Annotated in this window: 18 protein-coding genes; 1 reads left to right on the forward strand and 17 read right to left on the reverse strand. The window is 71.8% G+C overall.

Translation table 11 applies throughout. From position 1 onward, the window contains the following. Positions 1 to 48 precede the first annotated feature (48 nt). The 17 genes from ACIOC1_RS08625 to mraZ form a co-directional block, all read right to left on the reverse strand. Positions 49 to 1221 (reverse strand): DivIVA domain-containing protein, encoded by a 1173-nt coding sequence (locus ACIOC1_RS08625; protein ID WP_355334102.1) that lies wholly within the window; start codon positions 1219 to 1221, stop codon positions 49 to 51. Positions 1222 to 1267: 46 nt separating this feature from the next. Next, complete coding sequence (locus tag ACIOC1_RS08630; RefSeq protein ID WP_355334104.1) at positions 1268 to 1555, reverse strand: YggT family protein; 288 nt, start codon at positions 1553 to 1555, stop codon at positions 1268 to 1270. Positions 1556 to 1618: 63 nt separating this feature from the next. Then, positions 1619 to 2257 carry a cell division protein SepF gene (locus ACIOC1_RS08635; protein WP_188282131.1) on the reverse strand — a complete coding sequence of 213 codons (639 nt, stop codon included), beginning with the start codon at positions 2255 to 2257 and terminating at the stop codon, positions 1619 to 1621. Positions 2258 to 2350: 93 nt separating this feature from the next. Next, positions 2351 to 3103, reverse strand: coding sequence for a YggS family pyridoxal phosphate-dependent enzyme (locus ACIOC1_RS08640; protein ID WP_401303751.1), 753 nt, complete (start codon positions 3101 to 3103; stop codon positions 2351 to 2353). After that, complete coding sequence (gene pgeF / locus ACIOC1_RS08645) at positions 3100 to 3861, reverse strand: peptidoglycan editing factor PgeF (RefSeq protein ID WP_401852838.1); 762 nt, start codon at positions 3859 to 3861, stop codon at positions 3100 to 3102. The genes ACIOC1_RS08640 and pgeF overlap by 4 nt, the downstream gene beginning before the upstream one ends. Continuing rightward, positions 3858 to 5078: a cell division protein FtsZ gene (ftsZ, locus tag ACIOC1_RS08650; protein ID WP_401852840.1), complete on the reverse strand. Its 1221-nt coding sequence runs from the start codon at positions 5076 to 5078 to the stop codon at positions 3858 to 3860. The genes pgeF and ftsZ overlap by 4 nt, the downstream gene beginning before the upstream one ends. Positions 5079 to 5328: 250 nt before the next feature. Then, on the reverse strand, positions 5329 to 6120 hold the full coding sequence (locus ACIOC1_RS08655) for a cell division protein FtsQ/DivIB (protein ID WP_401852843.1): 792 nt from the start codon (positions 6118 to 6120) through the stop codon (positions 5329 to 5331). A gap of 119 nt (positions 6121 to 6239) precedes the next feature. Continuing rightward, the gene (gene murG, locus ACIOC1_RS08660; protein ID WP_355334117.1) at positions 6240 to 7331 is read right to left on the reverse strand and encodes an undecaprenyldiphospho-muramoylpentapeptide beta-N-acetylglucosaminyltransferase; all 1092 of its coding nucleotides are present in this window, start codon (positions 7329 to 7331) and stop codon (positions 6240 to 6242) included. Between the two features lie 6 nt (positions 7332 to 7337). Further along, positions 7338 to 8621 carry a putative lipid II flippase FtsW gene (gene ftsW, locus ACIOC1_RS08665; RefSeq protein WP_355334118.1) on the reverse strand — a complete coding sequence of 428 codons (1284 nt, stop codon included), beginning with the start codon at positions 8619 to 8621 and terminating at the stop codon, positions 7338 to 7340. 97 nt (positions 8622 to 8718) lie between these two features. Continuing rightward, the gene (gene murD / locus ACIOC1_RS08670) at positions 8719 to 10149 is read right to left on the reverse strand and encodes a UDP-N-acetylmuramoyl-L-alanine--D-glutamate ligase (RefSeq protein WP_401853612.1); all 1431 of its coding nucleotides are present in this window, start codon (positions 10147 to 10149) and stop codon (positions 8719 to 8721) included. 71 nt (positions 10150 to 10220) lie between these two features. Then, positions 10221 to 11285, reverse strand: a complete 1065-nt coding sequence (mraY, locus tag ACIOC1_RS08675; protein ID WP_188282125.1) for a phospho-N-acetylmuramoyl-pentapeptide-transferase — start codon at positions 11283 to 11285, stop codon at positions 10221 to 10223. Beyond that, positions 11282 to 12742, reverse strand: coding sequence for a UDP-N-acetylmuramoyl-tripeptide--D-alanyl-D-alanine ligase (gene murF, locus ACIOC1_RS08680; RefSeq protein ID WP_355334122.1), 1461 nt, complete (start codon positions 12740 to 12742; stop codon positions 11282 to 11284). Before murF ends, mraY begins: the two co-directional genes overlap by 4 nt. Continuing rightward, a complete protein-coding gene (locus ACIOC1_RS08685) occupies positions 12739 to 14352 on the reverse strand; it encodes a UDP-N-acetylmuramoyl-L-alanyl-D-glutamate--2,6-diaminopimelate ligase (RefSeq protein ID WP_401852845.1) in 1614 nt (537 codons plus the stop codon). Before ACIOC1_RS08685 ends, murF begins: the two co-directional genes overlap by 4 nt. Positions 14353 to 14354: 2 nt before the next feature. Continuing rightward, on the reverse strand, positions 14355 to 16469 hold the full coding sequence (locus ACIOC1_RS08690; protein WP_401852847.1) for a peptidoglycan D,D-transpeptidase FtsI family protein: 2115 nt from the start codon (positions 16467 to 16469) through the stop codon (positions 14355 to 14357). Between the two features lie 66 nt (positions 16470 to 16535). Next, positions 16536 to 17030: a cell division protein FtsL gene (locus ACIOC1_RS08695; RefSeq protein WP_401303762.1), complete on the reverse strand. Its 495-nt coding sequence runs from the start codon at positions 17028 to 17030 to the stop codon at positions 16536 to 16538. A gap of 356 nt (positions 17031 to 17386) precedes the next feature. Continuing rightward, positions 17387 to 18364, reverse strand: coding sequence for a 16S rRNA (cytosine(1402)-N(4))-methyltransferase RsmH (rsmH, locus tag ACIOC1_RS08700; RefSeq protein WP_355334131.1), 978 nt, complete (start codon positions 18362 to 18364; stop codon positions 17387 to 17389). Between the two features lie 198 nt (positions 18365 to 18562). Next, complete coding sequence (gene mraZ / locus ACIOC1_RS08705; protein ID WP_355334133.1) at positions 18563 to 18994, reverse strand: division/cell wall cluster transcriptional repressor MraZ; 432 nt, start codon at positions 18992 to 18994, stop codon at positions 18563 to 18565. Between the two features lie 290 nt (positions 18995 to 19284). On the opposite strand from mraZ, the gene ACIOC1_RS08710 reads away from it, so the two are divergent. Beyond that, the gene (locus tag ACIOC1_RS08710; protein WP_355334136.1) at positions 19285 to 19848 is read left to right on the forward strand and encodes a carbonic anhydrase; all 564 of its coding nucleotides are present in this window, start codon (positions 19285 to 19287) and stop codon (positions 19846 to 19848) included. The last annotated feature ends 88 nt before the right edge of the window (positions 19849 to 19936 follow it).

Genomic DNA, 19936 nt, shown 5'->3' on the forward strand with positions numbered 1-19936 from the left:
TCCCCGGGGGCCCGGCCCTGTGTGGTGCGGGTCCAGCCGACCGCTAGGTCAGTTGTCGTCCTCGTCGATCAGGAAACCGCGCATCGGCGTCGGCGCCTGCTGCATCGGCTGCGGCGCCTGCGGCCGTACCGGTGCCATCGGCTGGGTCATGGCAGGAGACATCTGCTGCTGGCCGCCGTACGTCGGGCCGGGGGTGTGACCGCCGCCCATGCCCTGGCCGCCGTAGGACGGCGCGGAGCCCGCGTGTCCCATACCGGCGCCCGCGCCGGCCGGTGCCATGCCGTTGCCCATACCGCCGTTGCCCATGGATCCGCCCATCGAGCCGCCCATGGTGGACGCGGCCGGGAGGGAGGGAGCCGCGGGGGTGGTACGCGGCGGAGCCAGCGAGTCGTCGGCCTGGTTCTCGAGCTGACGGAGCTGGGACTCCAGGTAGGACTTCAGACGCGTGCGGTACTCGCGCTCGAAGCCGCGCAGGTCCTCGACCTTGCGCTCCAACGTGGCGCGGGCGGACTCCAGGGAGCCCATCGCGACGCGGTGCTTCTCCTGGGCGTCCCGCTCAAGAGCGTCCGCCTTGGCGCGGGCGTCCCGCTCCAGGCCCTCGGCGCGGCTGCGGGCCTCGCCGACGATCTTGTTGGCCTCGGAACGCGCTTCCGCGATGGCCTGGTCCGCCGTCTGCTGCGCGAGCGAGAGCACGCGGGCGGCGCTGTCGCCACCGGGTCCCTGCTGCTGCATCGGGTGGTGCTGCTGTTGTTGCTGCTGCTGCATCGGGTGCTGGCCCATGGGGCCGGGTCCCTGCTGCTGCATCGGGTGCTGGCCCATCGGACCAGGCCCCTGCTGCTGCATGGGGTGCCCCATCTGCTGCTGCATCGGGCCGGGCCCGTGCTGCTGCTGGGCGCTGGGGCCGGGCGGCAACTGCGGCATACCGCCCTGCTGCTGCGGCGGACCCATCTGCTGCTGCGGCACCGGCTGCGGACCGGATATGGCAGCGGGCACCGGCCGGTCCTGCTGTTCGGGCTTGCGCATGCCCTGTTGCTGGTTCTGGGCGGCGGCACGGGTGGCCGCGGCCAGTTTGGCGCGCAAGTCCTCGTTTTCGCGGAGCAATCGAGTCAGCTCCGCCTCCACCTCGTCGAGGAAGGCGTCGACCTCATCCTCGTCATAGCCCTCTCGGAGGCGGACGGTCGTGAACTGCTTGTTCCGAACGTCCTCGGGGGTCAGCGGCATCTCTTCACCTCAACGTGATCGTCGACATATCGGGAGCCCGCACCGTTCACATCAAGTTCCCCACGACGGAGATCAGGATGTACACGATGATCATCAATACGAAGAAGGACAGGTCGAGCGCCACGCCCCCGAGACGTAGCGGCGGGATGAACCGCCGCAAGAGCTTGAGTGGCGGATCGGTGACAGTGTAGGTGCCCTCCAGGACCACCACCATCGCCTTCCCAGGGTGCCATGAACGGGCGAACTGGAAGACGTAATCCATCACCAATCGGAAGATCAGCACAAACAGGAAGCAGTACAGCGCGATGTACAGCACCTGGAGTGCGACACTCATCGCGCTTCCCTCTCCCCTGCTCGTCTTCGGCCCGGTGGCCGGGTCCCTGCGGTTGCGTCTCGTTCAGCTCTGGTTGAAGAACCCGCCCTCGGCGATCCGGGCTTTGTCCTCCGCCGTGACATCGACGTTAGCAGGCGACAGGAGGAACACCTTCTGCGTCACCCGCTCGATGCTTCCGTGAAGACCGAAGACCAGGCCGGCGGCGAAGTCGACAAGACGCTTCGCGTCCGTGTCGTCCATCTCCGTCAGATTCATGATCACCGGCGTTCCCTCGCGGAAGTGTTCCCCGATGGTACGGGCTTCGTTGTAGGTCCGGGGGTGCAGTGTCGTGATCCGGTACGGCTCTCGCTCTGACACGACCTTGGGCATGATCACCGGTGCGTTCTTCTCCAGGCTGTGACGTTCGGGTGTGATGGACGCCACGGGGGCGATCCGCGGTTCACGGGGCGCCGGGGCGTGTACGAGACGCGCCGGTTCGTCCTGCGACGACTGGTGCTGGCTCTGTGGTACGTGCTGCGGTACGTGCTGGCTGACCTGCTGCTGACGGCGAGGGGCACGCTCGGGGTCGGCGCTGGCCCGTGCTGCGGGCGGAGCGGCCATCTCGGGCTCGAACTCGTCGTCGGGGTCAAATCCCGGCCCGTCGTATCCGTCGTCCTCCACGAGGCCGAGGTAGACCGCCATCTTGCGCATCGCGCCGGCCATGCTCTGCGTCCTCTCAGCGGGGTTGCGGTCCTCGGCCGCCGCTCGGACGGCCGCCACACCATATTTATGCTGTGGTCCGACTTGTTGGTGACGTTACCCGAGCCCGGGACGGACTCCGAGTACCGCCGTACCGACGCGTACATGTGTCGCTCCGGCCGCAACGGCTTCGTCGAGGTCCTGGCTCATCCCTGCCGAGACCATGGTCGCAGCCGGATGGGTCTCGCGCAGGCCGGATGAGATTTCCATCAACCGATCGAAGGCGGCGCGGGGTTGGCCCGCGTACGCCCCGGCCAGCGGCGCGACGGTCATCAGGCCGTCGAGACGCAGCCCCGGTGCCGCCGCGATCGCGTCGGCGAGCGCGGCGACCGCGTCGGGTGCCACCCCGCCGCGCTCTCCCTGAGCGCCCGACTCCGCGTCCAGGGCGACCTGAACGAGGCACCCGAGCCGCTTTTCCGCGGCGGTCGCCGCGGTCGACAGCGCGCCGGCCAGCCGGAGCCGGTCGACCGAGTGCACATGATCAGAGTAACGGACCACTGAACGAGCCTTGTTGGTCTGCAACTGCCCCACAAAATGCCAAGTAAGCGGAAGATCGGCGCACGCCGCCGCCTTGGGCGCGGCGTCCTGGTCGCGGTTCTCCGCCACGTGCCGGACGCCGAGGCCGGCCAGCAGCCGGACGTCGCTCGCCGGGTAGGTCTTGGTGACCACGATCAGGGTCACGTCCGCGCGGTCCCGCCCGGCCGCCTCGCAGGCGGCGGTGATCCGCTTCTCGACACGGTCCAGATTCGCGGCGAGTTCCGCACGCCTGGCGCCGTCCTCGGCCTCGGGGTCGGTCTGATGCTCGGTCACGCGGCGCCGTCCAGCCAGACATAGCCCGCCAGGCGGCCGGTGACACCGTCGCGGCGGTAGGAGAAGTGATCGGCGGACTCCAGGGTGCACACACCCGCGCCCGGCCCGTCGGATGATCCGGCGCTCGGCCCGAGGTTCACTCCGGCGCGCGCGAGTTGGGCGCGCACCCCCGAAGCCACGTCGACCGCCGGAGTGCCCCAGCTCGTCTCGGCGTACGCCTCCGGCACCGCCCGGGCGACCTCGTCCCGCATCGCGGCGGGCACTTCATAGCACTTTCCGCACACGGCGGGTCCGAGCAGCGCGGTGATCCGCGCGGGGTCGGCCCCCCGCGCCGTCATCGCCTCGACGGCGGCGGGCACCACACCCGCGACCAGTCCCGGCCGTCCCGCGTGCGCGGCGGCCACGACACCGGCCACCGGGTCGGCGAGCAGTACGGGTACGCAGTCGGCGGTGAGTACGGCGAGCGTGAGGTCGGCGCGGGTGGTGACGAGCGCGTCGACGGCCGGGACCGGCCGGTCGCCCCACGGGGCGTCCACGACGGCGACCTCGCGGCCGTGCACCTGGTTCATCCACACCACCCGCTCGGGGTCGCGGCCGAGATCGGCCGCGGCGCGCTCGCGGTTGGCGCGTACGGCGGCGGGGTCGTCCCCCACCGCGCCGCCGAGGTTGAGGCTGTCGTGCGGAACGGCGCTCACCCCGCCCCACCGGTCGGTGAAGGCGAAGTGCGCGCCGCTCGCTGTCTGGCGGTGCCCTATCACTTCAAGAAGTCGGGTACGTCGAGCTCTTCGGCCGCGGTGTCCTGGTAGGGACGGGCCGGCGGCACGTGCGGGGGCGGGACCGGGGTCGGCGCCTCCGCGACGGGCTCGTTGTCGGTGTCGCGGTCCGACGAGGCGACCGGGACACTGCCGAGGCCGGTGTACGAGGTCGCCGGGCGGGCGGGTTCGGGCTGGCTGGCGATCCGGGCGCCGGAGGCGGGGGTCGTGTCGCGGTATCCGTCGAGCGCCTTGGCGCTGCTCTTGGTGGGCGGCTGGCCGCCGTCGAACCCGGCGGCGATCACGGTGACCCGCACCTCGTCGCCGAGCGCGTCGTCGATGACCGCGCCGAAGATGATGTTGGCCTCGGGGTGGGCCGCCTCGCTGACGAGTTGGGCCGCCTCGTTGATCTCGAACAGGCCGAGGTCGGAGCCGCCGGAGATGGAGAGCAGCACCCCGCGGGCGCCGTCGATGGAGGCTTCGAGCAGCGGCGAGGAGATCGCCATCTCGGCGGCGGCGACCGCACGGTCGTCACCGCGTGCGGAGCCGATGCCCATGAGGGCCGAACCCGCCTCGGACATCACGGACTTCACGTCGGCGAAGTCGAGGTTGATCAGGCCGGGGGTGGTGATCAGGTCGGTGATGCCCTGCACGCCGGAGAGCAGGACCTGGTCGGCCGAGCGGAAGGCGTCGAGCACGCTGACCTGGCGGTCCGAGATGGACAGCAGACGGTCGTTGGGGATGACGATCAGGGTGTCGACGTTCTCCCGCAGCCCCGCGATGCCGTCCTCCGCCTGGTTGGCGCGGCGGCGGCCCTCGAAGGTGAAGGGGCGGGTGACGACCCCGATGGTCAGGGCGCCGAGCGAGCGGGCGATGTTGGCGACGACGGGTGCGCCGCCGGTGCCGGTGCCGCCGCCCTCACCCGCGGTGACGAAGACCATGTCGGCGCCCTTGAGCACCTCTTCGATCTCCTCGCGGTGGTCCTCGGCGGCCTTGCGGCCCACGTCGGGGTTGGCCCCGGCGCCGAGGCCCCGGGTCAGTTCACGGCCGACGTCGAGCTTGACGTCGGCGTCGCTCATCAGGAGGGCCTGCGCATCGGTGTTGATCGCGATGAACTCGACGCCCTTGAGACCGACCTCGATCATCCGGTTGATGGCGTTGACGCCACCGCCGCCGATGCCGACGACCTTGATGACTGCGAGGTAGTTCTGCGGTGCTGCCACGTCGAAGGCCTCTCGCCTCGAGTTACGTATCTTGTGGGACGGTCGGTACGCTCGCCGATGCCGTTCCGAACCCTAACCGTGAGGTTTAGGGTTACCAGTATGCATGTCCCATGTGTTCCTTGGGACGAGACACTAAGTCGACAAGCGGTAGTGGTTCAACGAACACGCCGAACCTACCGTTTTTCTTTTGACCCTATGTGATCACGTCACCGGCTGGTGGGCCAGGGGTCGAATAATGCCATAAGGGGCGTCAACTCCCTGACGCCGCAGGGGCGCTGGGGGCACTCACGTCGTAGTGGGAGGCGTGTGGCTGGACCTTCAGGAGCGCATTGAGCACCGCGGCCTTCCGCGCGCCCTGTTCCGCGCTCCCCCACATCACGCTGCGTCCGCGCGAGAGTTCGACGGTGATGTTGTCGTAGGAACGGACCCGGATCGCGGTCGCCTGGCCGTGCAGCGATTCCGGAAGATCGGCGGCGACCGCAATGGCGGCCCGCAGCAGGCTCTTTGTTCCGAAATGCCGAAGGCTCGGCGACTGATCCGGCGTCAATTGCACGAGCGGTACGCCGCGCGGCGCGGTGTCGACCGTCGCGAATCGCACACCGCCCGGGTCCACTTCGGTGAACTTGTCGCCGCTTTTCAGTACGGCGGAGGCCGTTCGTTCGGTCACTTTCACCCGGACCGTGTGCGGCCACGACCGTTCCACGTCCACATGGTCGATCCGCGGCAGCGCGGTGAGCAGCCGCCTGCGGACCGCGCCGGTGTCCACGGAGGCCAGCGCGCCGCCCAGCGGTACGCCCGCGGCGCGCTCGATCTGCTGCGGCGTCAGCACGTCGTTGCCCGTGACGGTCACGCGCGTGGCGCGGAACCAGGAGGAGCCGTAGACGGCCCAGGTGCCGCCCGCGACGAGGACGGTGAGGACGACCAGTGTGATGATCGCCGTCCGGCGGCTGGGGAGGGTCGGCCGGGGGCGCGGGCGCCGTCCGGCGCCGGGCGCCGCCCCGTCCCGGTCGGCGCCGACCGGCTTCGCTTGCGTCCCGGTCACCCCGGTCACCCGGCCTCCCCGCGTCGACGGATGCGGAGCGCGTCCGCGCCCCGCGGGCCCTATCGTGCCAGGCCCGGTCCGCCGCGCCGCGGGACACGCCCTCGGCGCGGCGGCCACCGTCAGCGGCGGCCCGCGGCCACCGCCTCGTACACCATGGCGACCAACAGGTCGTCCGCGTCGCGGCGGCCGAACTCGGCTGCCGCGCGCGACATGTCGTACAGGCGGTGCGGGTCCGTCAGGACGGGCAGCACGTGTCCCAGCACCCAGTCGGGGGTGAGTTCGGCGTCGTCGACCAGCAGGCCGCCGCCGGCCTTCACCAGCGGCTGGGCGTTGAGCCGCTGTTCGCCGTTGCCGATGGGCAGCGGCACGTAGGCGGCGGGCAGTCCGACCGCGGACAGTTCGGCGACGGTCATGGCACCGGCCCGGCAGAGCATCATGTCGGCGGCGGCGTAGGCGAGATCCATCCGGTCGACGTAGGGCACCGGGCGGTACGGCGGCATGCCGGGCATGTTGTCGGACCGCGGGAGTTCGTTCTTGGGGCCGACCGCGTGCAGGATCTGCACGCCGGACTGCTGGAGCCGCGGCGCGACGGTGGCGATCACCTCGTTGAGCCGCCGGGCGCCCTGGGAGCCGCCGGAGACCAGCAGGGTGGGCAGGTTCTGGTCGAGGCCGAACGCGTGCCGGGCCTCGGGGCGGGCGGCGGCCCGGTCGAGGGTGGCGATGGTGCGGCGCAGCGGGATGCCGATGTAGCGGGCGTCGCGCAGCTTGCTGTCGGGGGTGGAGACCGCGACCGCGTGCGCGTACCGCGACCCGATCTTGTTGGCCAGGCCCGGCCGCGCGTTGGCCTCGTGCACGACGATCGGCACGCCGAGCCGCTTGGCGGCCAGGTAGCCGGGCAGCGCCACGTAGCCGCCGAAGCCGACCACGCAGTCCGCCTTGGTGCGTTCCAGGATCTGCTCGGCGGCCTTGATGGTGCCGCGCAGCCGTCCGGGGACGGTGATCAGTTCCGGGGTGGGGCGGCGCGGCAGCGGGACGGCCGGGATGAGCGCCAGTTCATAACCGCGTTCCGGCACCAGCCTGGTCTCCAGGCCCTTCTCGGTGCCGAGGGCCGTGATGCCCACGGTCGGGTCCTGCCTGCGCAGGGCATCGGCGAGCGCGAGCGCAGGCTCGATGTGGCCGGCGGTCCCCCCGCCGGCGAGTACGACATGCACCGAAATTCACCGCTCTCCGGACGGCCGCCTGGTGACGTACCGCCGCATCGTCCGTGTCATTGCCCCGCTGAAAGCACTACGCCCCCGCATGGCCAGGGCCGCTCGCGCTCCGGGCTCGTTTCTCGCGAAGGAGATGAGCAGCCCGATCGCGAACATGGTCGGCAGGATGGCTGAACCTCCGTAGGAGAACAGCGGGAGCGGGACTCCGGCGATCGGCAGCAGGCCGAGCACCGCACCGATGTTGATCACGGCCTGCGCCGTGATCCAGGTGGTCACGCCACCCGCTGCGAACCTGACGAAGGGGTCCTCCGTACGACCGGCCACGCGGATACCCGCGTAGCCTAGTGCCGCGAAGAGGGCGAGTACCGACAGCGTCCCCGCCAGACCCAATTCCTCCCCGGTTACGGCGAAGATGAAGTCGGTGTGCGGCTCCGGGAGTTCACCCCATTTTTCCACACTCGCCCCGAGTCCCGACCCGAACCAGCCACCGGAGGCGAGGGCGTAGATCCCGTGCACGGCCTGCCAGCACTGGTCGTTGGTGCCGGGGTCGGTGGCGGCGATGCAGTGCAGCCGGCCCATCCGGTTGGGGCTGGTGATGATGGCCAGGGCCGCCAGCGCCGCCGCGCCGGACAGCACGCCCGCGAAGAGCCTGGTGGGGGCGCCCGCGAGCCAGAGCATGCCGAAGAGGATCGCGGTGAGGATCATCGTGGTGCCCATGTCGCCGCCGAGCATGATCAGTCCGAGCAGCAGGAACGTCACGGGCACGAGCGGCACCAGCAGGTGCTTCCACTGGATCAGCAGATTCCGGTCGCCCTTGCGGGCGAGCAGGTCGGCGCCCCACATCACCAGGGCCAGCTTGCCGAATTCGCTGGGCTGGATCTGGAACGGGCCGCCGATGGAGATCCAGTTGGTGTTGCCGTTGACCGTCTGCCCTATTCCGGGGACCTGGACCAGGCACATCAGGAAGACGGCGCCGAGCAGCAGCGGGTACGCGAGCGCGCGGTGCAGCCTGACCGGCATCCGGGCGGCGGCGTAGAGCAGGACGGAGCCGAGGGCGACCGCGAGGAGCTGCTTGCGGAAGTAGTACGTGGACGGCAGGCCGTAGCGCAGCGCCTGGATCATCGAGGCGGAGTACACCATCACCAGGCCGAGCACGGTGATCAGCAGGGCCGCGCCGAGGATGACGTAGTACGCCGTCAGCGGGCGGTCCCAGGCGGCGCGTACCCGCTCGGGGAGCCGGGCGGCGCCCCGGAGCGCGCTGCCGCGCTGCCGGGCCGGGTACGTGCTCATACCCGCCCCCCGCGGGGGCGGTGCGCGGGGCGGCGGGGGGACGCAGTGGCCGTCATGGGACCTCCATCGGAGCGAGGGCGCCGCACGACACCTGCGGCTAGGGCTCGTCGCTGTCGCTGTCGGCGGCGCCCAGGCGCCGGACGGCTTCCGCGAACATATCGCCGCGCTCGTTGTAATTGGCGAACATGTCCATCGACGCACAGGCCGGTGCCAGCAGAACGGTGTCGCCGGGCTGGGCCCGGTCGCGTGCCACGGCGACGGCGGCGGCCATCGCCCCAGTGTCGGTCCGGCCCAGCTCGACCACCGGGACCTGGGGGGCGTGTCGCGCGAGTGCTTCACGGATCAGGGCGCGGTCGGCGCCGATCAGCACGGCGGCCCGCAGCCGGTCGGCGGACTTGATGACCAGGTCGTCGAAGACCGCGCCCTTGGCGAGGCCGCCGGCGAGCCAGACGATCGACGGGTACGCGGCCAGCGACGCCTCGGCCGCGTGGGTGTTGGTGGCCTTGGAGTCGTCGACCCAGGTGATGCCGTCGCGGGTGGCGACCTCGGCGATGCGGTGCGCGTCCGGGCGGAAGGCCCGCAGGCCCTCGCGTACGGCGGCCGGTTCGACACCGTAGGCGCGGGCGAGGGCGGCGGCGGCCAGCGCGTTGGCGATGTTGTGCGGGGCCGGCGGGTTGACGTCGGCGGTCTCGGCCAGCTCCTGCGCGCTGTTGACCCGGTCGTCCACGAAGGCGCGGTCGACCAGGATGCCGTCGACCAGGCCGAAGTCGGAGGGCCGGGGCGCGTCGAGGGTGAAGCCGATCGCCCGGCAGCCCTCTTCGACGTCGGCCTCGCGGACCAACCGCTCGGTCTCCGGGTCGGCGCGGTTGTAGACGCAGGCGACCTGGTTGCCCTGGTAGATCCGGCCCTTGTCGGCGGTGTACGCCGCCATCGAGCCGTGCCAGTCGAGGTGGTCGGGCGCCAGGTTGAGCACGGCGGCGGAGTGCGGGCGGATGCTGGGCGCCCAGTGGAGCTGGTAGCTGGACAGCTCGACGGCGAGGACGTCGTACGGTTCGTCGCCGAGGACCGCGTCCAGCAGGGAGACGCCGATGTTGCCGACGGCCGCGGTGCGCAGGCCCGCCGCGGTGAGGATCGCGGCGAGCATGCGGGTGGTGGTGGTCTTGCCGTTGGTGCCGGTGACCGCGAGCCAGGGGGCCGCGCCGGGCTTCCTGAGCCGCCAGGCCAGTTCGACGTCGCCCCAGATCTCCACGCCCGCCTTGGCGGCGGCCGTGAACAGCGGGCTGCTCGGCTTCCAGCCGGGGGCGGTGACGACGAGTTCGGTGCCCTCGGGCAGGGTCGCGCCGCCACCGAGGCGCACGGTGATGCCGAGCGCCTCCAGTTCGGCCGCCTCGGCCCGCTGCCGCTCGCCCGCGACGCCGTTGACGACGGTGACGCGGGCGCCGAGGGCGTGCAGCGCCTTCGCGGCGGGCACGCCGGAGACGCCGAGCCCGGCGACGGTGACGCGCAGGTCCGTGAAGTCGGGGTTCACGAAGCCCTGCCCGGCGGCGGACGGGGAGGCCGGAGACTCCGGGGACGCCGGGGACGCCGGGTAATCGGTCGTCACGACGCGGCCACCCAGCCCGCGTAGAAGATGCCGAGTCCGACGGCCATGCACATGCCCTGGATGATCCAGAATCTGACCACGACCAGGACTTCGCTCCACCCCTTGAGTTCGAAGTGGTGCTGGAGTGGCGCCATCCGGAAGACCCGCTTGCCGGTGAGCCGGAAGGAGCCGACCTGGATGATCACGGACATCGTGATCAGGACGAAGAGGCCGCCGAGGATGGCCAGCAGCATCTCGGTGCGGGAGCAGATCGCCAGGCCCGCGAGCGCGCCGCCCAGGGCCAGGGAGCCGGTGTCGCCCATGAAGATCTTGGCCGGTGAGGTGTTCCACCACAGGAAGCCGAAGCAGGCTCCCATCAGGGCCGCCGCGACCACCGCGAGATCGAGTGGGTCGCGGACCTCGTAACACGCGCCGTTGGCGCTGACCGGGGCCCCGCACCACTGGCCGTACTGCCACACGCCGATGACGGTGTACGCGGCGAAGACCATGGTGGAGGCGCCGGTGGCCAGGCCGTCCAGGCCGTCGGTGAGGTTCACGCCGTTGGACATCGCCAGGATCATGAACAGCGCCCAGACCACGAAGATCACCGGGCCGATGGACCAGCCGAAGTCGGTGGTGAACGACAGCTTGGTGGAGGCCGGGGTCTGGCCGCGGGAGTCCTTGAAGTTCAGCGCGAGCGCCGCGAAGGCGATGCCGACGATGAGCTGGCCCGACATCTTCGCCTTGGCGCGCAGGCCGAGGCTGCGCTGCTTGACGATCTTGATGTAGTCGTCGAGGAAGCCGACCAGGCCCATACCGGCGAAGAGGAAGAGCACCAGCACGCCGGACATGGTCGGCTTGTCACCGGTGATCAGCTTGGTCGCCGCGTAGGCGATCAGCGTGGCCAGGATGAACGCGATACCGCCCATGGTGGGCGTGCCGCGCTTGCTGTGGTGCGCCTTCGGACCGTCGTCCCGGATCATCTGTCCGTAGCCCTTGCGGGCCAGCAGGCGGATCAACAGCGGTGTGCCGACCAGCGACAGGAAGAGCCCCAGGACGCCGGAGACGAGAATCTGCTTCACAGGGCGGCACCCTCACGGGCCGAGCCGTCGAAGCCGTCGGCTTCGAGCAGCGCCAGGGCGACGGACTCCAGGCCGACCGACCTCGATGCCTTCACCAGTACGACGTCCCCCGGGCGCACTTCGCTGCGCAACAGGTCGATCGCCGCCTCCGCGTCGGACACGTGCACCGACTCCTCACCCCACGAACCCTCGTTATAGGCGCCCATTTGCAGCCAGGCGGCTTCGGTACCGCCCACGGCCACGAGCTTGCTGACGTTGAGCCGGACGGCCAGCCGCCCCACCGCGTCGTGCTCGACGAGTGCTTCCCCGCCGAGTTCGGCCATCTTTCCGAGCACCGCCCACGTGCGCCCCCCGCGCGCCTGTGTGGATCTGCCCATCGCTGCGAGTGTGCGCAGGGCAGCCCTCATGGATTCGGGGTTCGCGTTGTAGGCGTCGTTGACGACCGTCACGCCGTCGGGCCGCTCGGTGACCTCCATGCGCCAGTGCGAGAGCGTGCCGGCCTCGGAGAGCGCGGTGGCGATCTCGTCGACGGGCATGCCCAGTTCACGGGCTACGGCGGTCGCGGCGAGCGCGTTCGACACGTGGTGCTCACCGTACAGGCGCAAGGTCACCTCGGCGCACCCGGTGGGTGTTCGCAGCGTGAAGACGGCCTGACCCCGGTCGTTGAGCCGGACATTCTCGGCGGTCACCTCGACGTCCACGCCGTCGACCGACCTGGCCGACTCGCCGAAGTACACGACGCGCGCCTTGGTACGGGAGGCCATGGCGCGGACCAGCGGGTCGTCGGCGTTGAGTACGGCGATGCCGCCCTCGGCCGCCGCGGGCAGCGCCTCGACCAGCTCGCCCTTGGCCTGGGCGATCTGCTCCCGGCCGCCGAACTCGCCGATGTGCGCGCTGCCGACGTTGAGCACCAGGCCGATCCGCGGCGGGGTCAGTCCGGTCAGGTAGCTGATGTGGCCGATACCGCGGGCGCCCATCTCCAGCACCAGGTGCCGGGTGTGCTCGTCGGCGCTCAGCGCGGTCAGCGGCAGCCCGATCTCGTTGTTGAGCGAGCCCGGTGTCCACACGGTGGGCGCGTGCCGCTCCAGGAGCTGCGCGATGAGGTCCTTGGTGCTGGTCTTGCCCGCGGAGCCGGTCAGCGCCACCACGGTGGCGCCCAGCCGCTCGATGACGTGCTTGGCGAGAGCGCCGAGCGCGGTCTGTACGTCGTCCACGACGATCGCGGGTACGCCGACCGGCCGGGTGGCGAGCACCGCCACGGCGCCCGCCGCGACCACGTCGGCGGCGAAGTCGTGACCGTCGGCCTTGGCTCCGGCGAACGCCACGAAGAGCGCGCCGGGCACCACCTCGCGGGAGTCCCTGACCACCGGGCCGGTGACACGTACTTCCGTGTCCGGTATGTCGTGCGTGCTCCCGCCGACCGCGCGTGCGACCTCGGCGAGGGTGAGGGGGATCACAGTGCTTGTCGGTCCTTCTCGATCGCGGCGCGCAGCACCTCTCGGTCGTCGAAGGGGCGTACCTCTCCGGCGATGTCCTGGCCCTGTTCATGGCCCTTGCCCGCCACCACCACGATGTCGCCGGGCTCGGCCCGTGCGACGGCGGCGGCGACGGCGGCGGCTCTGTCGGGTTCGACGATGACGTGTCCGCGCTGCTGCGCGGGGACCTCGCACGCGCCGTTCAGCATCGCGGCGAGGATGGCCAGCGGGTCCTCCGACCGCGGGTTGTCGGAGGTCAGTACGGCGGTGTCGGCGAGCCGGGCGACCGCCGCGCCCATCGGCCCGCGCTTGGTGGTGTCGCGGTCGCCGCCGCAGCCGAGCACGGCGTGGATCCGGCCGCGGGTGGTCTTGCGCAGCGCGCGCAGCATCAGCTCCACGGCGTCGGTCTTGTGCGCGTAGTCCACGACCGCCAGATACGGCTGTCCCGCGTCGACCCGCTCCAGGCGGCCGGGGACGCCGGGGACGGCGGCGATGCCGTCGGCGGCGGTCTGCGGGTCGAGGCCCGCGGCGGCCAGTGCGGCGATCGCGGCAAGGGTGTTGGCGACGTTGAAGGGGCCGGGCAGCGGCGCGGTGGCGTCCACCCGCTCGCCCTTGGGGCCGAGCACGGTGAAGGTGCTGCCGTGCAGCCCCGCCTCGACGTCCTCGGCCCGCCAGTCCGCGTCCAGCCGCCCTTCGGCGGAGAAGGTGACCAGCGGCACGGTGGCCTCGCCGACCAGCCTGCGGCCGTACGCGTCGTCCAGGTTGACCACGCCGAGCCGGCTGCGGCGCGGGGTGAAGAGCTGCGCCTTGGCCTGGAAGTAGTCCTCCATGCCCGCGTGGAACTCCATGTGCTCGGGGCTGAGGTTGTTGAAGACGGCCACGTCGAACACCGCCCCGTCGACCCGGCCGAGCACCAGGGCATGGCTGGAGACCTCCATGACCACCGACTCGACACCGCGTTCGCGCATCACGGCGAAGAGCGCCTGGAGGTCGGTGGCCTCCGGTGTGGTGCGCTCGCTCTTGATCCGGTCGTCGCCGATCCGGGTCTCGACGGTGCCGATGAGGCCGGTGCCGCCGTCGCGCGCGGCGCGCAGGCCGCCCTCGACGAGGTAGGCGGTGGTGGTCTTGCCCGACGTGCCGGTGATCCCGACCCGCAGCAGGCCGTCGCCCGGCTGGTCGTAGACGGCGGCGGCCAGCTCGCCCATCCGGGCCCGCGGGTCGTCCACGGTCAGGACGGGCAGTCCGGTGGCGGCGGCGCGCTCGGTGCCCGCCGGGTCGGTCAGTACGGCGACGGCTCCGGCGGCGGCGGCCTGCGCGGCGAAGTCCGCGCCGTGGAAGCGCGCGCCGGGCAGCGCCGCGTACAGGTCACCGGGGCGGACCGCGCGCGAGTCGTGCGTGATGCCGGTGACCTGCGCGGTGGGGCCGTCCGGCACCCGCGTACCGAGAGGTCCGGTGAGTTCCGCGAGTTCGTGCAGGGTTTTGGGGCGGATACGCGTCGGGCGCGGCGCGCCCGGCTGGGTGAGGGTGGGCTGATCAGCTTTGGGCACGGCGGTGAGGTTACCGGGCTGGCCGGGGTGCGAGCCAAAATTCATGATCACCGCGCCTTGTCCGTGCCGGGCTTCGCGGTGCCGGGCGGCGTCGCGGGCTGGGCCGGGTCGAAGTCGACCGGCAGATGGGGAGCCTTGGTGCCGGACGGCGGGACCTTCAGCGTCTTGAGCGCGAATTCCATGACCTGCTTGAAGACCGGGCCGCAGATGGAGCCGCCGAAGTAGCTGCCCCTGGTCGGGTTCTGGATCACGCAGGAGACCGTGACGCGCGGGTCGTCGGCGGGCGCGAACCCCAGGAACGACGAGGTGTAGCCCTTGTACTTGCCGGTCTCCGGGTCCACCCGGTTGGCCGTACCGGTCTTGCCCGCGACGCGGTATCCGGCGATCCGCGCGTGGAGTCCGGTGCCCTGTTCGTCGCCGACGACCGATTCGAGCATCGTGGAGAGCGTCTTGGCGGTCTGCGCGCTGACCACCCGGGTCTTCTTGGCCGGGTCCGCGGGGACGTAGCGGCCGTCGGGTCCCGTGGTGCCGCGGATCAGCGTGGGCTGGACGCGTACGCCCCCGTTGGCGATCGTCGAGTAGACCGAGGTGGCCTGGAGCGCGTTGACCGACAGGCCCTGGCCGAACGGGATGGTGAACTGCTGGGAGGCGTTCCAGTCCTGCGGCTTGGCCAGGATGCCGGGTGTCTCGCCGGGGAAGCCGATGCCGGTGGGGTCGCCGATGCCGAATTTCTTCAGGTACGAGTAGAGCACCCGGTTGGCCTGCGGCTGGGTCGTGCCGAGCTGCTGGCTGGCCAGGATGGTGCCGATGTTGCTGGACTTGGCCAGGACGCCGTTGAGCGTCAGGTACCAGGTGCCGTGGTCGACGTCGTCGTGGAAGACCCGGTCGGCGCGCGGCAGGGTGCCGGGGACGGTGACCCGGGTGTCGGGGGTGGCGGTGCCGGTGTCGAGGATCGCGGCCATCGACATCAGCTTGCTGACGCTGCCGGGCTCGTACGCGTCCTGCATCGCCGCGTTGCCGAGCGCGCGCGGGTCGGCGTGGGCGAGGTCGCCGGGGTCGAAGCCGGGGGCGTCGGCCATGGCCAGCACCTCGCCGGTCCTGGAGTCCTGGACGATCACATAGCCGCGGTCGGCCTTGGACTTCTGCACCTGGGCGGTGATCGCGCTCTGGGCGGCCCACTGGATGTCCCGGTCCAGGGTCAGCTCGACGTCGGAACCGGGCACGGCGGGGTGTTCCTGGACGCCCGCGGTGGGCACCTGGCGGCCGTCGGACTGGGCGTAGCGGATCTTGCCGTTCTTGCCCGCGAGTTCCTTGTTGAGCATGGATTCGAGGCCGCCGCCGCCCACGCCCTGGCTGTTGACGAAGCCGAGGACGCCCGCGGCCAGGTCGCCGCCGGGGTAGACGCGTTTGGTGTGGGTCTCGCTGAAGACCCCGGCCAGCACGTTGGCGCCCTGTCCCCTGGCGTACGTGGCGGCGAACGCCTTCTTCAGGTCCTTGATCTGGTTCCAGACCTGCGGGGACTGCTGGCGGGCGATCACCTGGTAGCGGGACTTGGGGGTGGCCAGCGCCTTGGCGATGGCCGTCGGGTCGCCGCCGACGATCGGCGCGAGCAGTTCGGCGGCCTGGAGCGGCGCGTCCTTGGTCTTGGTCTGTTCCGGGGTGAACAGATACGGGTCGGCGGTGATGTCGTACGCGTCCACGGTCGTGGCCAGGTCGACGCCGGAGCGGTCGGTGATGGTGCCGCGGTCGGCGGTGACGTCGTGGGTCACCCAGCGGTTCACCGCGGCCTTGGCCGCGTAGGTGGAGGCGTCCACGGCCTGGACCTGGAGCAGCCGGATGACGAAGGCGGCCATCACCAGGGTGAGGGCGACGCCGACCAGCCGCAGCCGGGGCTTGGGCCTGCCGAGCTTGACCAGCCGGGGGCCGCGGGGGGCCCGCGGCGGCGGGGCGGTGCGGCGCGGGCGGGGGGCGGCGGGGCGCTGGCCCGCGCGCTGGGCGGGCCGGGGCGCGGCGCCTTCGGGGCGGGGGCGGCGGATCCGGCCCGCGGGGGTTCCTGCGGCTCCGGCCGCCGCGCCGCCCGCGTTGCCCGCTCCGGACGCGCGGGGGCGGGGCGCGCCGGGGCGCGGGGCGCGGCCCGGCTGCGGTCGTCTCGGCTCGCTCACCGGCCGGCCCTCCGCGCGGGGCGCGGGGAACGGGCGGTCGGGGAGGGTGGCTGAGGCTTCACGAAGTCACCTGCCGGGAGGAGTGGGAGTGGTCGTGGCTGCGGCGTGCGCGCCGCCGGGGGTCGTGGGTGCCGAAGGAGTGGTGCCGGGCGCGCCGGTCGGCGACCCGGTCGCGGCGGCGTCGGCCGCGCCGGTCGGGGTGCCGCTCGGCGGGGTCGCGGTGGGCGTACCGGTCGGGGCCGGCGGCGCCTTGCTGGTCGGCGGCGGCGCGGGCGGCGCCGTGGCCTCCTCGGGGGTGCCCCGGACGCTGCCGTCCGGGTTGAGGAAGGCCGGGTTGCCGCCCGGCACCATGCCGAGCTGCCGGGCGCGCTGTTCCAGGCCGCCGGGGGCCGCGTACTGATCGACCTCCTGCTGGAGCTGCTGCTGCTCGTCCGTGTAACCGTTGGTCTCCTTTTGAAGCTTGTTCAGCTCGAAGGAGTCCTGGTTGACCGCTCCGTTGAGCAGCAGCAGGGAGAGCAGGCCGCCCGCGAGGAGGGTCACGACAAGAAGGACGAACGGCATACGGGCGGCGGTTGCGGACCGGGCGGACCCGCGGCCCGCGGACGGCCGTACGGACAGGCCGGGCGGGCGCGGCGGCCTGGGCACCCTCGCGGTCCCGCGGCGCGGCTCCCCGCGGTCCTGGCGCGGCGGCCGGTCCTGGCGGGCGGGCCGCTCGCGGGACGGTTCCTGACCGGCGGCCCGCTTACGGGACGGTTCCTGGCGCGGGGCGCGGCCACGGGCGGGGTCCTCGCGGGGACTCCGTCCGCGCGCCGGTTCCTCGCGTGCCCGGCCGTCGCCCGGCCGGCCCTCAGGTGACCGGTCCCGGCGTGCCCGGTCGTCGCCGGGGGGCCGTCGCCGGTCCCCCGGCCGGTCCTGGCTCACCGCGCGTCCTCGCGGATCCGCTCGGCGCCGCGCAGCCGGGCGGGCGCGGCCCGCCGGTTCTCGGCGATCTCGTCCTCGGTGGGCAGTTCCGCGCCGCGGGTGAGCAGCTTCAGGCGGGGCTGGTACTGCTCGGGCACCACCGGCAGGCCGGGCGGCGCGGTCGTGGCGGCCCCGGCCGCGAGGACCTGCTTGACCAGCCGGTCCTCCAGCGACTGGTACGACAGCACGGCGATCCGGCCGCCGACCGCGAGCGCCCCGACGGCCGCCGGAACCGCGCGCTCCAGCACCGACAGCTCGCCGTTGACCTCGATCCGCAGGGCCTGGAAGGTCCGCTTGGCCGGGTTGCCGCCGGTGCGCATCGCGGCCTGCGGCAGCGCCGTACGGATCAGCTCCACCAGGCGCGCGCTGTTGCTGAACGGCTCCCGTTCCCGCTCGCGCACCACCGCGTCCACGATCTTGCGGGCGAATTTCTCCTCGCCGTACGCGCGCAGGATGCGCACCAGGTCGCCCGGCGGATACGTGTTGAGCACCTCGGCGGCGCTGATCCCGGTGGTCTGGTCCATCCGCATGTCCAGCGGCGCGTCCTGGGCGTAGGCGAAGCCGCGGCCGGCCTCGTCGAGCTGCATGGAGGAGACGCCGAGGTCGAACAGGACGCCCTGGACGCGGACGATGCCGAGCCGGTCCAGGACGTCGGGCAGCTCGTCGTAGACCGCGTGCACGAGGGTGGCGCGGTCGCCGAAGGGCGCGAGTCGCTCGGCGGAGAGCTTCAGCGCCTCGGTGTCGCGGTCGAGCGCGACCAGCCGGGCGGCGGGGAACGTGCTGAGCAGCGCCTCGCTATGGCCGCCGAGGCCGAGGGTGGCGTCCACGACGACCGCGCCCGGCTCGGCGAGCGCGGGGGCCAGCAGGTCCAGGCAGCGCCGGAGCATGACCGGCACATGGCGCGGCTCGGGCTGCGCGGGGGTGGTGTCGCTCATGGGGCCCTTCTCGGCGGTACGAGGGACGTAGAACCGGGTCCCCGCCCGCTCGAAAGGAAACGTTCCCCTGGCACCGGGGAAGTGGTGCCAGCGGAGCGGCAGAGCGGGAGGAGGCCGGGCCGTACGTCCGCGCGGTGGTACGGAGTCAAGCGTGGGGTGCGCGCAGGTGCGCCGGGGCGCGGACCGGTCGGGCCGCGCTCACAGTAATCCGGGCGGAACCTCCTCGGACAGGGCCGAAAAGGTGTCTTCCTGGGCCGCGAGGTACCCCTCCCAGGCGGTCGCGGACCAGATCTCCACCCGGCTGCCCGCGCCGATCACCGCGCAGTCCCTGACCAGCCCGGCGTAGGCGCGCAGCGGCTGCGGCACCGTGACCCGGCCCTGCTTGTCGGGGACCTCGTCATGCGCCCCGGCGAACAGCACGCGCAGGTAGTCCCGCGCGCCCTTCGAGGTCAGCGGGGCGTCGGACAGGCTTCTGGTGGCGGCCTTGAAGCCGTCGACCGACCACACGCACAAGCAGCGTTCCTGCCCCTTGGTGATCACCAGTCCGTCGGCGAACTGCTCGCGGAACCTGGCGGGCAGCACCAGCCGGTTCTTGTCGTCGAGCCGCGGGGTGTACGTCCCGAGGAACATGCACACCTCCAGCAGACGGCACCACTTCGCGCCACTTTACTCCACCGGCCCCCACGGTCAACGCAGAGCGGAGCCGGGCGCGTCACGTCCCGCGCGGCCTCCGCGTCACCCCTCGCGTCCTCTCGCGTCACCCCTCACGTCCCCTCGCGTCACCCCTTTCCGGTGAGCCCCGGAGGGCGTGTGGGCTACCTCACACATCGTGGAATTGCCGACGCTTATCCTTTTTGAGCCGAAATTTCGTGGGAACTCACAGCAGGTGGAACGGCACCCGGAGCCGTACCGTCAGAGACATGTCGATATCTGCCAGTGGTTCCCCAGCGCCGACCGACGTCAGCGGCCGCTCCGGAGACACCGCCACCGCGTCCGTTACCGACCGGCTCGTCGCAGCCAACCAGCGCTACGCCGACGCGTTCCAAGACCCCGGCATGGATGCCAGGCCCGTTCTGAAGGTCGCCGTCGTGGCCTGCATGGACGCCCGCATCGACCTGCACCGGGCGCTCGGTCTGGAGCTGGGCGACTGCCACACCATCCGCAACGCGGGCGGCGTGGTCACCGACGACACCATCCGCTCCCTCACCATCAGCCAGCGCGCGCTGGGCACCCGCTCCGTCGTGCTGATCCACCACACCAACTGCGGCCTGCAGAGCATCACCGAGGACTTCCGTACCGAACTGGAACGGGAGGTCGGCCAGCGGCCGACCTGGTCGGTGGAGGCGTTCACCGATATCGACCAGGATGTCCGGCAGTCGATGAACCGGGTGCGCACCTCGCCCTTCCTCGCGCACACCGACGACGTGCGCGGGTTCGTCTTCGACGTGCACACTGGTCTACTCCGGGAAATCACGAACAAGTAACGGCAGGCGAGTGACGTGGGGTGCCGCGTAAGGGAAGAATGCATCGTGCGGCACCGCACTGCCTCGCCCGGCGCGAGCACGAGCGGCA

Origin of the sequence: Streptomyces sp. NPDC088197 (assembly GCF_044741185.1) — a bacterium.
Lineage (GTDB): Bacteria > Actinomycetota > Actinomycetes > Streptomycetales > Streptomycetaceae > Actinacidiphila.